The 12,898-nt window shown below is 70.9% G+C and carries 14 protein-coding genes; 1 reads left to right on the top strand and 13 read right to left on the bottom strand.

Annotated elements, in window-relative coordinates:
- Position 1: 1 nt before the first annotated feature.
- The 9 genes from rpmG to ABD882_RS02740 form a co-directional block, all read right to left on the bottom strand.
- Complete coding sequence (gene rpmG / locus ABD882_RS02780) at positions 2–172, bottom strand: 50S ribosomal protein L33 (RefSeq protein ID WP_045250846.1); 171 nt, start codon at positions 170–172, stop codon at positions 2–4.
- On the bottom strand, positions 172–408 hold the full coding sequence (rpmB, locus tag ABD882_RS02775; RefSeq protein WP_345184126.1) for a 50S ribosomal protein L28: 237 nt from the start codon (positions 406–408) through the stop codon (positions 172–174). The genes rpmG and rpmB overlap by 1 nt, the downstream gene beginning before the upstream one ends.
- A gap of 162 nt (positions 409–570) precedes the next feature.
- Positions 571–1,407 (bottom strand): DNA-3-methyladenine glycosylase, encoded by an 837-nt coding sequence (locus tag ABD882_RS02770; protein WP_345184124.1) that lies wholly within the window; start codon positions 1,405–1,407, stop codon positions 571–573.
- Positions 1,407–3,275: an Ig-like domain-containing domain gene (locus ABD882_RS02765; protein ID WP_345184122.1), complete on the bottom strand. Its 1,869-nt coding sequence runs from the start codon at positions 3,273–3,275 to the stop codon at positions 1,407–1,409. The genes ABD882_RS02770 and ABD882_RS02765 overlap by 1 nt, the downstream gene beginning before the upstream one ends.
- Positions 3,265–4,095 carry a TIGR03943 family putative permease subunit gene (locus tag ABD882_RS02760; RefSeq protein ID WP_345184120.1) on the bottom strand — a complete coding sequence of 277 codons (831 nt, stop codon included), beginning with the start codon at positions 4,093–4,095 and terminating at the stop codon, positions 3,265–3,267. Before ABD882_RS02760 ends, ABD882_RS02765 begins: the two co-directional genes overlap by 11 nt.
- 4 nt (positions 4,096–4,099) lie before the next feature.
- The gene (locus tag ABD882_RS02755) at positions 4,100–5,107 is read right to left on the bottom strand and encodes a permease (RefSeq protein ID WP_345184434.1); all 1,008 of its coding nucleotides are present in this window, start codon (positions 5,105–5,107) and stop codon (positions 4,100–4,102) included.
- Between the two features lie 73 nt (positions 5,108–5,180).
- Positions 5,181–5,582, bottom strand: a complete 402-nt coding sequence (locus tag ABD882_RS02750; RefSeq protein WP_345184117.1) for a Fur family transcriptional regulator — start codon at positions 5,580–5,582, stop codon at positions 5,181–5,183.
- Between the two features lie 241 nt (positions 5,583–5,823).
- Complete coding sequence (locus ABD882_RS02745; RefSeq protein ID WP_345184115.1) at positions 5,824–7,122, bottom strand: coiled-coil domain-containing protein; 1,299 nt, start codon at positions 7,120–7,122, stop codon at positions 5,824–5,826.
- A gap of 173 nt (positions 7,123–7,295) precedes the next feature.
- Positions 7,296–7,886: a TetR/AcrR family transcriptional regulator gene (locus tag ABD882_RS02740; protein WP_345184113.1), complete on the bottom strand. Its 591-nt coding sequence runs from the start codon at positions 7,884–7,886 to the stop codon at positions 7,296–7,298.
- Between the two features lie 89 nt (positions 7,887–7,975).
- Here ABD882_RS02740 and ABD882_RS02735 point away from each other — a divergent pair, with 89 nt between their 5' ends.
- Positions 7,976–8,662, top strand: a complete 687-nt coding sequence (locus ABD882_RS02735) for a DUF899 family protein (protein ID WP_345184111.1) — start codon at positions 7,976–7,978, stop codon at positions 8,660–8,662.
- Between the two features lie 13 nt (positions 8,663–8,675).
- On the opposite strand, the gene ABD882_RS02730 is transcribed toward ABD882_RS02735, so the two are convergent.
- The 4 genes from ABD882_RS02730 to ABD882_RS02715 form a co-directional block, all read right to left on the bottom strand.
- Positions 8,676–10,070 (bottom strand): YibE/F family protein, encoded by a 1,395-nt coding sequence (locus tag ABD882_RS02730; RefSeq protein ID WP_345184108.1) that lies wholly within the window; start codon positions 10,068–10,070, stop codon positions 8,676–8,678.
- Between the two features lie 83 nt (positions 10,071–10,153).
- On the bottom strand, positions 10,154–11,041 hold the full coding sequence (locus ABD882_RS02725) for a metal ABC transporter permease (protein ID WP_345184107.1): 888 nt from the start codon (positions 11,039–11,041) through the stop codon (positions 10,154–10,156).
- Positions 11,038–11,877, bottom strand: a complete 840-nt coding sequence (locus ABD882_RS02720) for a metal ABC transporter ATP-binding protein (RefSeq protein WP_345184105.1) — start codon at positions 11,875–11,877, stop codon at positions 11,038–11,040. The genes ABD882_RS02725 and ABD882_RS02720 overlap by 4 nt, the downstream gene beginning before the upstream one ends.
- On the bottom strand, positions 11,874–12,818 hold the full coding sequence (locus ABD882_RS02715) for a metal ABC transporter solute-binding protein, Zn/Mn family (RefSeq protein WP_345184103.1): 945 nt from the start codon (positions 12,816–12,818) through the stop codon (positions 11,874–11,876). The genes ABD882_RS02720 and ABD882_RS02715 overlap by 4 nt, the downstream gene beginning before the upstream one ends.
- Positions 12,819–12,898 lie beyond the last annotated feature (80 nt).

Raw genomic sequence — 12,898 nt, 5'->3', positions numbered from 1 at the left:
ATCAACGCTCCTCTCGGAATTCGACGTGCTTGCGGACCACCGGGTCGTACTTCTTCAGCACGAGACGGTCGGGGGTGTTGCGACGGTTCTTCTTGGTCACGTACGTGTAACCGGTGCCTGCCGTCGAACGCAGCTTGATGATCGGACGGATGTCCTGTGCCTTCTTGGCCATTAGAGCTTCACACCCTTCGCCTGGAGGTCTGAGACAACCTTCTCGATGCCACGGGCATCGATCACCTTGATGCCCTTGGCGGACACGTTGAGCGTGATCTTACGACCGAGCGACGGAACGAAATACGTCTTCTTCTGCACGTTCGGGTCGAAGCGGCGCTTCGTCCGGCGGTGCGAGTGCGAGACGTTGTGACCGAAGCCGGGAACAGCTCCGGTCACCTGGCACACTGCTGCCATGATGACTCCTTCTATACCGTGAGACCGGACGGCCTCACCCAAGATCCCTTGTCTGCACGCCTCTCCCATCGCCGCCCTGCGCGCTTCGACGAGCTCAGCGAAACAGGGAATGAAAGGGGGGAGGCATACGAACTGCGCACAGGAGTGTGCGCAGACAAAGAGCTACTCTAGCACGGGTCCATCCCCGGGCGCGTCACGGCCAACGGCGGCCTCGGCCGCGCCCCTGCCCCACCGGAACGGCGAGACCGTCGGATCCTGCGGGATCCAGAACCTCCACGGGAACGCGTCCGTGCCCGCGACTCCCGCGACGCCGACGCGAGGCCCGGTCGCGATCTCGTCGAGCGGATCCGCCAGCCACAGCTCGGCCCGCGCCCCGGCGCGCTCGGCGCCGCTGATCGCGTCGATGCCGTCGTGGCGCGGGTGCCGCAGCCCAGAGGCCTGGCCGAATCGGCCGGGCCCGCGGGCGAGGTCCCTGAGCTGCCGTGTGCTGAACTCCGCCGAATCTGCATCGACCGGAGCCCGTACGCCCATCCTGCCCTCGGATCGACTGAGTTCGGAACCGACTTCTGGCCGGACCCCGGGCCCGAACCCGCCCCGGACCCCGCGCCGCACCGCCGCCACCGCGGCGCCGGTCTCCACCTTGCCCGCGCGCAGCAGGACTCCGCCGGCCGACCCCTCCGGGCCCGACACCACGTTCACGCAGGAGTGGATGCCGTGGCTGAGATACACGTAGAGATGCCCGGGCTCGCCCCACATCGTGGCGTTGCGGGCCGTGCGGCCCATGCGCGCGTGGGATCCCGGATCCGGGATCCCACCCGTCCCGGCGCCGTGGTACGCCTCGACCTCGGTGATCCGGATCCGCACCTCCTCGCCGTCCACCACCGTGCAGAGCCGCGCCCCGAGCAGCCGCGGGGCGATGTCGACGGGAAGCCCGAGGAGGTCGTCCCTGGTCGCGCGCCGCAGCCCTGCGCCCTCGGAGGGGAGATCGAGGCCCGACATCAGCGGTGCGGAGCCGCCGCGCACCACGACGGGTCGAAGCCCGCGAGCACGACTAGCTCCTTGCCCGTCTTCGTGTCGAGCAGGTGGGTCTGCAACGTGGTCGGCAGCGGCAGAAGCGACTGGTCGTACGGGTTCTGCACCAGCTTCGGTGCGACGACCACGGCGCTGTACTGCCCGCTCGGCGACGGGCACGCCTGCATGATGGCGTCGGATCCGGTCACGCTGAACAGCTTCACCGCCTTGCCCTTGTCGTCGACCCGGGTGATGATCTGACCGGTCGGCAGCCCCGTCGCGTCGCGCGTGGCGACCTGGCGCAGGGTGCCGCCCGGGAACGGCGCGATCGTGCTCGGCACGCCGAAGTCGGGGGACGACGCCGCGAGCGGCTTCTCGGATCCGTCCGCGAGGTTCAGCTCGATGAGATCGTTCGCCCGGCTCACGATGGCCGTGTAGGTGCCCCGCGAGATGCCCTCGATCGTCTGCGCGTGCCCGAGCGCCGTCGGGGCCGGCTTCGCCGCAGCGCGGTCCTCCACGTAGAGCGCGCCGGTGAAGTCGATGAACAGCACCGAGGAGGTGTCCGGCACGAACGCCCACTGCGCCGTGCTCGGCTCCTTGTCGCCGATCGTGACGATGCTCGGCTTGGCGTCGCCGGTGAGCGACTGGGTGACCAGCACGCTGGCGCGCCCGCCGGCGGCGCTGATGCCCTTGTCCGTGAAGGTGTAGCCCACGAGGTTGCCGCGCTCCGACACCTGCATCGACGACAGGAACCCCGGCCCGGGCAGCGGCAGCTCGCGCTGGTTCTTGCCGTGCCGGTCCATCACCAGCAGCACCGAGTTGCCGTCCTTCTCCGTGACCACGACGAGGCTGTCCGCCGTCGCCCGGAAGTCGTCGATCTTCGTGTGCTGGAACACCGGCACGGCGTTCTTGCCGCCGAGATCCGTGAGGAAGATCTTGTCGTCGCCGGACGCGTCGCGCTGCAGCAGGAAGATCGTCGACTTCGGCGTCTGGAACGTCGCCTGCAGCGTCCCCGTGCGCTGCCGGTCGGTGCCCGCCGCATCCTTCACCGAGACCGTGTACTTCGTGTCGTCGTCGAGCGGGACGGTGAAGCGGATCCCGAGTGTGCGCCCCGAGGTGTCGACCGTGAAGGGGGCGCTGGGCGTGACCGTGACCTGCGACGCGGAGACCTTCGCGAGCGGCTCGCTCGCGGTGAGGATCAGACGCGTGCCTGACGCGTCGATCGCGGACTGCGCGTCGATCTTCACGCCGGTCACCCGCGGCCCCTGCAGCAGACTGATGACGGCGAACCCGGCGACGACGAGCACGAGCACGCCGACCACGGAGCCGATGATGAGCGGGAACCGGCGGCGGCGGCGCACCGCCTCCGGCGTCGGGTGCGGCTGCCAGGCGGGAGGTTCCGCGTCGCGAGTCGGTTCAGGATTCGGTGCCGGTTCGGGATCCGGTGTCGGTTCAGGTTCCGCTCCGCGAGGGGGCTGTCGGAGGTCCTGTCCCCCGCCGCCGATGGGTCGTTCGTCATGGCCGCCGGGGCGGCTCCCGCCAGTCCCGATGCCAGGACCTCCGCCAGCCCCCTCGCTGCGCTCGGGAGCGGCGGAGGGCGCCGGGTCTTCGACCGGCGGGTTTGCGGTGCTCGCCGGGTCTTCGACCGGCGGGTTCGCGGTGCGGCGGGGACCCGGGGTCTGGTTGTGGGCGGGGGTGATGTTCTGAGACGGGTCGGGGACGGCCGAGCGGGTCACGGGCGCCACGGGGACGTCGGGGGCGGCGGGGACGTCGGCGGCCGGTTCGGCCTCCTCGGCCTCGCGGCGGGCGCGCAGCTCGGCCCGGGTGAGCGGGCGATCCGCGTCGTCAGTGCTCATAGGGGTCCTTCGGCTGCGAGATCTTCGACACGGTGGCCGGCACGACGGAGAGCTTTCCGTCGGCGGACGTGCGCACGGTGCCCTTCACCTGCACCCAGTCACCGACCGCGTACTGACCCTTCCAGCCGCTGATCTGCACCGGCACGGATGCCGGCTGCGCGTCGATCACGCAGTGCGTGATGACCATGCGGGTCAGATGGGCCTGATCCGTCGCGGATCCGTCCGGGGTGAGGAAGCCGGTGAGCGTCACCGTCGTGCCATCGTACTTCTCCGGCCGGGCGCCGGTGGCGAACACGCTCGCCCATCCGCCCACGCCGAACGTGCTGGTGTCGGTGTTGGCCCCGAGCGCGACGCTGTCGGCGCCGGCGAACAGGACGTTGCCGACCGGGGCGCGCTGCATCGCCATGTCGACGGAGAGAGCGGCGGGCGGCAGCAGCAGGGCTCCCGCGGCGACCGCCGTCGCGATCACCCCGCCGGTCGCGGCGAGCGCGATCCCGACGACCCTGCGCGCGGATCGGCGCGGTGCGCGCGCATGGCCATGCCCGTGGTCATCGTGAGCGGCGGGTGCTGCGCCGTGGTCGTGCCCGTGATCCTGCTCCGCGCCGAGCGGCAGGGCGCACGACCAGACGACGCCGATGAGGGTCACGATCGCCGCCGCCACCGCGAACCACACCGTCTCCGGGCTGATGTAGAGGATCAGCTGCCCGGTGGCGGCGAGCACGAGCGTGGCGATCGCGAGCAGCGCGGCGAGACCCGCGCCGAGCCAGCGCGCGCCGAGGGATCCTGCGCGGGAGGACGCCGCGTCGTCAGAGTGCGACACCTGCTCAGACAAAGACGTTCACCCCGATCCCCAGGGCGAAGCCGAACAGGATCACGATCGTGACGATCCCGGCGAGCGTGCGGGCGGTGAAGGTGGTGCGCAGCAGCGCGATCATCTTGATGTCGACGAGCGGGCCGACCAGCAGGAACGCGACGATCGCGCCGGGCGAGAACGTCGAGGCGAACGAGAGGGCGAAGAACGAGTCGACGTTCGAGCAGATCGCGACCGAGATCGCGAGGGCGATCATCGCGACGACCGAGAGCAGCGGGTTCGACCCGATCGCCAGCAGCACGTCGCGCGGCACGATCACCTGCACCGCGCCGGCGATCGCGGATCCGATGATCAGCGCGGGCATCACGGCCCGCAGCTCGACGAGGAACTGCGCGAGGCTGCGCCGCATGGGCGTCCCCTGCTCGTGCGCGACCAGCTCGCAGGTGCTGCGGAAGCGCTCCGTGAGCAGCCCGTCGGGTGAGGGGTGACGGCTGTAGACCCAGCCGATCAGGTTCGCGACGACGTAGCCGCCCGCGATCCGCGCGATCACGATCCCGTTGTCCCAGCCGAAGGCGGCCTGGGTGGTGAGGATCACGATCGGGTTCACGATGGGGGCCGCGATGAGGAACGTCAGCGCCTCGGCGGGCGCGAGCCCGCGCATCATCAGACCGCGCGCGAACGGCACGTTGCCGCATTCGCAGACCGGGATCAGCATGCCGAGCAGCGACAGCACGGCGCGGCGGGCCCAGCCGCGCCGGGGCAGGATCCGCTCGATCACCCCGTCCGGCAGCCACACCTGCACCACGATCGACAGCAGCACGCCGAGGATCACGAACGGCAGCGCCTCGAACAGCACGCTGAGCGAGAGCGTCAACCCGTCCTGCAGGCGGTTCGGCAGCGAGGCGCGGAACAGATGCGGTGCGAACAGATCGATCGCGACGAGCGCGGCGATCACGGCGACGCCGATCACGGCCGCGAGCGCCGCGTTCCGCCCGGACAGGCGCGGCGGCTCGGTGCGCAGTGCGTGCGGGATGGTCGACCGGTCGCGCTCGGACGACGCGCGGCGGCTCGGTGTGGTCAGGGTCACGCCGGACTCAGCCTTCTGCGGCGGCGTTCGCGCACGAGGCGCAGAGACCGAAGATGTCGACGACGTGCTCGGCGTCGCGGAACCCGTGCAGCGCGGCCGTGCGGCGGGCCCACTGCTCGACATCGGTCGCCTCGATCTCGACGGTCAGCCCGCAGGATCGGCAGATCAGGTGATGGTGATGGCCCGAGGTGCTGCACGCCCGGTAGAGCGCCTCGCCCTCGGGGCTCTGCAGCGAATCGGCGTCGCCCGCGGCGGCGAGTCCGGCGAGCGCGCGGTACACGGTGGCGAGTCCGATGCCGGTGTTGGCCTCACGGAGAGCGGCGTGCAGCGACTGCGCGCTGACGAAGCCGCGCGTCTCCGCGAGCTCCTCACGCACGCGTTCGCGCTGCCACGTGTTCCGCTGGGCCATGCCCCGAGTCTAGATCGGCGCGCTGTCGTGCGGCTGGGAGGGACCGGAGGAACGCCCCGGAGGCCGCCGGGCGTGGCTGGGGACCGTCTCCGCAGGGCGGGCGATCTCCGTAGGGATGGAAAACGCTCGTGCCGGGAGGCCCGCAGCACCGAGATCCATCTCTACGAAGACGCGGAGGTGGAAAACGTCGCTGTCACCGCAGTGTCGGCGACGTTTTCCATCTCTGTGCTCGCGGGGCGAGTCAGGCGTCCTGCTCGGCCGTGGGCGCCGCGGGCTCCTCAACAGCCGCGGGCTCCTCGGCGGCCGCGGGAGCGGATCCTGATGCCTCGCTGCCGAGGGCGCCGTCGGGGCGGATCAGCTCGCGCACCTCGGCCATGAAGCTGGTGAGCTGCTGCTGCTGCCAGCGCAGCTGCCGGGCGCGGTCGTCGGCGTCGCGCACCACGTTCGCGGTGTGCGTGGTGACCATGTCGACGATCTTCTGCGACTTGGTGCGGGCGCGGTCCAGCGTCTCGCGGGCGCGCACCTGCGCCTCGGCCTCGATCGCCGCGGCCTGCGAGCGCATCAGCCGCTCGTAGTCATCCGCCTTCGCCGAGATGCGCTCGGCGTGCGCGAGGGCCGCGGAGACCTGCTCGTTCGCGTCGGCGGTGATCCGCTCGGCGTGCGCGACGGCCTGGTTGTGCAGCACCAGGAACTCCTGCTGGGCGTCATCCTGGCGGCGGGTGATGGACTCCTCCATCTCCAGCACGCGGGCGTTCATCTCGCGCACCTCGCGCTCGGCCGAGACACGCAGATCCGTGGTCTCGCGGGTCACCATCGCGCGCAGGGCCGCGGCGCCCTTGTCCGCCTCGGTGCGGATCGCGTGCGCCTCCTGCTCGGCGTGGCCCCGCTTCTCCTGCGCGTGTGCCGCCTCGCGCTCGACCTGCGCGGTGTGCGCGGTGAACTCGGTGTCCATCTTCAGGCGCACCTGGTCGGCATCGCGCTCAGCCTGCGCGGTGATCCGCGCGACGTCGGCCTCGAGCTCTGCCCGCTTGGTGGCAGCCTCCTCGCGGGCAGCCTCCAGCAGGCGCTCGGCCTGCACCGCCGCGTTCTGGATGAGCACGCTCGCCTGCTCCTCGGCGACGCGCAGCACGGTCTCGAACTGCGATCGCGAGGTCGCCTCGTCGATGTCGTCCTGGTTGCCGGCGAGCGCCGTGCTCAGCGACTGGATCTGCTGCGCCGACTCGGCGACCTTCGCCTGCGCGGTCGCGAGATCCGATTCGAGCTGCTCCGTGCGCTTGCCGTGCTCGGCCTGCGCCTTCTCCAGCTCGCGGCGGTGCTTCGCCTGGGCCTTGTCGAGCTCCTCGCGCAGGTGGCCGTCGGTCTTGGCGCTCGCCTCCGTCGCCCGGCGCAGCTCCTCCTTGAGCGCGATCAGGTGCGTGTCGACCTCGGTCTTGTCGTATCCGCGGAAACCGATCGTGAATGACTGCGGGCTCGACGGACTGTCCAGGAGCTGATCGAAGAAGTCTCCGTGCTGTGCCTTGTCCTCGGTTGCCTCAGCCACGTGCGGCGCCTTTCTGATCATGCCCCCTCACCGACGCAGCGGGGGCGCGTCGGATGGGTGTTCCGTGGAGGGGGATCGCGCACGTCCGGCTCCCTGGGGGTGGGGCCGCGATCCGCGCGTGATGTCGTGTCGATCCTAACCCGCGCGACCCTGCCGCGGACAGGGGATCCGGGTCAGGCGGCGGATCCTCCGGTGCGCGCGATCCCGGCGATCACGGCACGGATCGCGGCGTCGCCGCGGCGGCGCTGCTCCGCCCGGTCGAGACCGGCGAGCGGACCGCGCAGGCACAGCTCGGCGAACCCGTGCACGGTCGCCCAGCACGCCCACGCGGCATCGTCGCGACCGTCTGCCGGAAGCGCACCCGCCGCGACCAGATCTTCGAGGGCTGCGCTCAGTGCCAGGAACGCCGGCGCCAGCTCGACCCGTGCAGGATCCGGGGGGCGGATGCCGAAGAACACCACGGCGAACCAGCCGGGCTCGTCCAGCGCGAACGCGACGTAGGCGGCGCCGATCCGGTGCAGTCGCGCGATCGGGGACGGATCCGGGTCCTCGGTCATCGCGGCCGCCAGACCCTGCTGGATCGCTGCCGCCGTCGCGTCGAGGAGTGCTGCCCGGTTCGGGAAGTGCCGGTACGCGGCGTTCGGGGAGACCCCGACCCGGCGGGTGGCCTCGCGGATCGTCACCGCGGCCGGGCCGCCGTCGCGGCTGAGCTCGAGTGACGCGTCCACGAGAGCCGTCGCGAGATCGCCGTGATGGTAGGCCACCGGATCCCCCTCCCGCCCTTGTCCCCGCGGAACGTGATGTGTACGGTGTGAACATAGCAGATGTGGACACCGTGAACATCGGAGGAGTCATGACCGCCCTGCCCTCTGTCGTCGACGAGCAGACCTGGCGTGAGGAGCTCGCGCGACTACGTGTCCGCGAGAAGGCCGCGACCCGTGAACTCGACGCGATCGCCGCCGCCCGCCGCCGCTTGCCCGCGGTGAAGCTGCCGCGCTACACGCTCATCGCCGAGGACGGCAGCCTGGTGAGCCTGGCCGATGTCTTCGACGGACGGAGCCAGCTCGTGACCTACCACCACATGTGGACCGACGGCGCGCGCTGGCAGTGCCCCGGCTGCACCGGTGCCACGTCGCAGTGGACGCGCACCGAGGCCCTCGCCGACCTGGATGCGCGGCTGGTCATCGTCACGAACGGTCCGATGGACGAGATCCTCGCGTACAAGAAGCGCGTCGGGAACGTGATGACGTTCTACTCCTCCGCCGAGTCGTCCTTCGGCGCCGACATGGACGCGGGCCCCAACGAGGGCTTCGGCTACAACGTGTTCCTCCGCGACGGCGACGACGTCTACCGCACCTGGCACACGAACGGCCGGGGCGCCGAGCAGTTCATGCTGTCGTTCGCGGTCTCCGACGTGCTCCCCTACGGTCGCCAGGAGCAGTGGCAGGACGTGCCCGACGGCTGGCCCCAGCACCCGACCTACGAGGGCGGACGCACCTCGAAGGACATCGCCGCGGCATACGGCGATCCGGAGGCGTAGCCCGCGAGAGTGCTCAGCGCGTGCCGTCGCCGCCGAGGCGCGGCAGCTCGACGTCCCGCGGTGTGCGTAGCCAGTCGACCTTCGCCGCGTCGTCCTCGCTGAGCGCAGCCGGGGCCGGATCCCCTGCAGTCGCAGACCCGGGCGGGAGCAGCGCAACGGCGATGGCGGTGGTGAGCGGCACGGCGAGCACGAGGCCGATCCCGCTGCACAGTGTGCGGATGATCTCCGTGGCGATGTCCTCGAAGCTCAGCACGTTCAGCATGGGCTGGTCGTAGACGTAGAGCAGCAGCACGATGCTCAGCGACGCCCCCACGTAGGCGAACACGATCGTGTAGATCGTGGACGCGATGTGGTCGCGCCCGATGCGCATCGCCCTGCCGAAGAGCTGACGGCGCGACAGTCCGGGCGCCACCGTGCGCAGTTCCCATACGGAGGAACTCTGCGTGATCGTCACGTCGTTGAGCACGCCGAGCCCCGCGATGATGATCGCGCACGTGAGCAGCCCCTGGAAGTCGACGTGCGGGACCATCGGCGCCAGGAATCCGGCGCTCTCATCGATCCCGCTGAGCCGCGTGGTGACCACGGCCAGCTGCGCGACCACCGCTGTGATGACGACACCGCCGAGCGTGCCGGCCAGCGCCGCGCTCGTGCGCATCGAGACGCCGTGCGCGAGATAGAGGACGACGTAGAGGATCGCCGATGCGCCGACGAGGGCGATCGCCGTCGCAGGCCCCGCACGCAGCAGCGCGGGCAGCATGAACATCACGATCATGCCGCCGCTGAACACCAGGCCGACGAGCGCGAGCAGTCCCCGGTGCAATCCCACCGCCGCGACGACCAGCACGAACAGCCCCGCCCACACGGCCAGCGGGACCGCCCGCACGACTCCGAACACCGAGACCCCGGGGTCCACGCCGCCGGGCTGCGCGACGCGCGGGCGCCCGGCGAGCGGGGTGATCATGAGTTCGAGCTGGTCCCCCTGACGGAGTCCGGCATGAGCGAACGGCCCGTTCAGCATGACGGTGACGGTCTCGCCCGCGCGGCTCCCCGACCCCAATCGCACCTGCGCCATCGCACAGGCGGTCGCTGCGGCACCCGCCCCCGGCACGCCGCCCGAACCGGAAGAGGTCGTGCCAGCGGAGCCGCTGCCGGACGACGGAGCCGTCTGCGGCCCGGAGCAGTCCGGCGTGATCCGTACGATCTCCCCCGTCGGGAACGTCGTCCCGTTCGCCGTCATGCCTCCGGAGGCCGCAACACCGGCGCCTCCGCCGTACGGCCAGAGCACGAGCAGTCCGACGATCGTGGCCACCCCCACGACGATCAGGACCGTCAGCAGGATCCTCTTCGGCGTCCGGGCGATCCCGACGTCCCGAAAAGCAGTGGTACCGTGCGTGTGCCCGTGGCCCATCAGAGGTCTCCTCGGCTCGATCCAGGGGCGATGTTACGCCGCGAGACCCGGTCGGGTCGGCACGACGGAGCGCGCGTCGATCATCACTGGGGGGCCGTCGGAGCGGAGGCGGAGGCGGAGCGCACCACCCGATCCCTGCGGGATCCGATCGCGCGGCACACCAGGTAGATCACGAACGAGACGGTCGTGATGTAGGGGCTCACCGGGAGCGTCCCCATCACGGCGAGCAGGATCCCGCCGACCGCGGACACGACGCCGAACACCGCGGCCAGCAGGGGCACGGAGAGCGGGCCGGTGCGCACGCGCATCGCGGCGGCCGCCGGCGTGACCACGAGCGCCATCACGAGCAGGGCTCCGATGATGTGCACGGCGACCGCGACGACGAGCCCGAGCAGCAGCATGAAGGCGAACGAGACGCCCACGGTGGGCACGCCGCGTGCGGCCGCCGACTGGGGGTCGAGCGAGTCGAAGCGCAGCGGGCGCCAGATGATGAGCAGCCCCAGCAGCACGATGGCGCAGATCCCGATCAGCCAGCCCAGCTGATCCGACTGCACCGAGACGATCTGGCCGGTCAGCAGGCTGAACCGTCCGGCCGCGCGACCGTTGTAGAGCGATAGGGCGAGGATTCCGACGCCGAGCCCGAACGGCATGAGCACGCCGATGATCGAGTTGCGGTCGCGCGCGCGGGCGCCGAGCCAGCCGATGATGGCCGCGGCGAGCAGCGATCCGACGATCGAGCCGGTGACGACGTCCACGCCCACGAGCAGGGCGACGGCGGCCCCCGCGAAGGACAGCTCGCTGATGCCGTGCACGGCGAAGGCCATGTCGCGCTGCATCACGAAGACCCCGATGAGGCCGCCGACCAGGCCCAGCACGGCGCCGGCCCAGACGGAGTTCGTCACGAGCGCGAGGATCTCCCCGTACTGCGAGAGGCCGCCGAACATGGCCTGGCCGATGTCGCCGATGTTCATGCGCCCGCCTCGCCCTCGGGTCCGTCGTGGTGATGTGCGGCGGTCTCCGCGTCGGGCGCGCCCACGACCACGAGCCGCCCGCCGATCTCGGACACGAACACGGGGACGCCGTAGAGGTCGGAGAGCACCCGGGTCGTGAGCACCTCGCGCGGGGTGCCGAGCGTGAACCGGCCGTTCGCGAGGTACAGGATCCGGTCGACGATGTCGAGCACCGGGTTGATGTCGTGCGTGACCAGGAGCACGCCGGCCCCGGTGCGCCGGTGCCGGTCGATGAGCTCGACGACGGCCTGCTGGTTGGCGAGATCGAGGCTGGTCAGCGGCTCGTCGCAGAGCAGCAGCCGCGGATCGTCGGCCAGCGCCTGCCCGACGCGCAACCGCTGCTGCTCGCCGCCCGAGAGCGTTCCGGCCGGGCGATCGGCGAAGGATCCCGCCCCCACCGCCTCGACCAGGGCCTTCACCCTGGCGCGATCGCCTCGCCGCGGGATCGGGAAGCCGAAGCGGTGCCCGTCCACGCCCAGCGAGACGAGGTCCCGGCCTCGCAGCGAGGTCTCGGCGGGCAGCGGACGAGCCTGCGGGAGGTAGCCGATATGCCGGCTGCCGTGCCCCCGCACCGGCTGTCCGAGCGCCTCGACGGATCCCTCGGACAACTGCTGCAGGCCGAGGATCGCCCGCAGCAGCGTCGTCTTGCCGGATCCGCTCGGACCCAGCACCGCGACGAGTTCGCCGGGTGCCACGTCGAGGTCGAGGTCGCTCCACAGCTCCCGGTCGTCCCGGTGGATGCCTGCACCGCGGATCCGCAGGAGCGGCGCGTCCGTGGGGGCGGCGGGAGAGGTCACCTGTCGAGATTACGCGACAGGGTGGCGATGTTGTCCTTCATCCAGGACAGGTAGTTCTTGCCGTCGGGGACCAGCTCCGTGACCTCCTGCACCGGCACGTTCTTCTCCTTCGCGACGCCGATCACCTTCGTGGTCTCGGCGCCGCCGGCCTGCGCATTGGCGAACAGCACCGAGACGTCGCCGGATCCGACGAGGCGGGTCGCCTCGAGGAGAGTGGCCGGCGGCACGTCCTGCCCCTCCTCCACCGCGTGGCTGAAGGCATCGGGCGTGATGTTCACGAGGCCGGCCGCCGTGGTCAGGTAGAGCGGCACCGGCTCGGTGACGAAGATCTTCTGGCCGTCATGCGCGGCCTTGATCGCCGCGAGCGAGGAGTTCAGGCCCGCCAGGCCCTGTTCGAACGCCGCGAGATTCTTCTCGAAATCGGCCTTGTGCGCCGGGGCGATGCTGCTCAGCTCGCCGGCGACCTTCTTCGCCACGTCGTCGACGACGGCCGTGTCGTACCAGACGTGCTCGTTGAAGCCCTCGACGGTCTTGGCGCCGTCCGTGCCCTGCGGCCAGGTCGGCGCGAAGGTGACAGCCGTGACGACCGGTGCCGGGCTGCCGGACTTCTTCACGAGATCGCCGAAGAATGCGTCGTACCCGCCGCCGTTCTCCAGGATCAGCTTCGCGTTCTTCACCTTGAGCTGATCGGCTGCGGTGACCTCGTACTCGTGCGGATCCTGCGACAGCGAGGCGATGACGGACGTGACCCGCACGTGATCGCCGCCGATCTCCTTCGCGATGTCGCCCCAGACGTTGGTCGACGCGGTGACCGCGATCGCGTCCGCGCTGCCCGAGGACGCCGGATCGCCGGCCGTGCCGTTGGCCGCGGTCGCGGAGCATCCGGCGAGGGCGAGCATCGTGGCGGCGGCGAGGGCGAGGGCGGCGAGGGGCTTCTGCATGCCCTCCACCCTAAGCTAAATGAGAATCATTATCAAAGTGACTCCGTCGGGGTCGTGGAACGACGACCCCGACGGACGGA

The sequence above is a fragment of the Microbacterium panaciterrae genome, from assembly GCF_039541635.1.
Taxonomy (GTDB): domain Bacteria; phylum Actinomycetota; class Actinomycetes; order Actinomycetales; family Microbacteriaceae; genus Microbacterium; species Microbacterium panaciterrae.
The sequence above is the reverse complement of the archived record's forward strand: the minus strand, read 5'-3'. Positions and strand labels throughout refer to the sequence as shown.

Excerpts from the sequence above, each read along its gene's own strand:
- ABD882_RS02750 (WP_345184117.1), bottom strand. The coding sequence starts at position 5,582 with ATGGCCCAGCGGAACACGTGGCAGCGCGAACGCGTGCGTGAGGAGCTC.
- rpmG (WP_045250846.1), bottom strand. The coding sequence starts at position 172 with ATGGCCAAGAAGGCACAGGACATCCGTCCGATCATCAAGCTGCGTTCG.
- ABD882_RS02765 (WP_345184122.1), bottom strand. The coding sequence starts at position 3,275 with ATGAGCACTGACGACGCGGATCGCCCGCTCACCCGGGCCGAGCTGCGC.
- ABD882_RS02715 (WP_345184103.1), bottom strand. The coding sequence starts at position 12,818 with ATGCAGAAGCCCCTCGCCGCCCTCGCCCTCGCCGCCGCCACGATGCTC.
- ABD882_RS02735 (WP_345184111.1), top strand. The coding sequence starts at position 7,976 with ATGACCGCCCTGCCCTCTGTCGTCGACGAGCAGACCTGGCGTGAGGAG.
- ABD882_RS02725 (WP_345184107.1), bottom strand. The coding sequence starts at position 11,041 with ATGAACATCGGCGACATCGGCCAGGCCATGTTCGGCGGCCTCTCGCAG.
- ABD882_RS02770 (WP_345184124.1), bottom strand. The coding sequence starts at position 1,407 with ATGTCGGGCCTCGATCTCCCCTCCGAGGGCGCAGGGCTGCGGCGCGCG.
- rpmB (WP_345184126.1), bottom strand. The coding sequence starts at position 408 with ATGGCAGCAGTGTGCCAGGTGACCGGAGCTGTTCCCGGCTTCGGTCAC.
- ABD882_RS02730 (WP_345184108.1), bottom strand. The coding sequence starts at position 10,070 with ATGGGCCACGGGCACACGCACGGTACCACTGCTTTTCGGGACGTCGGG.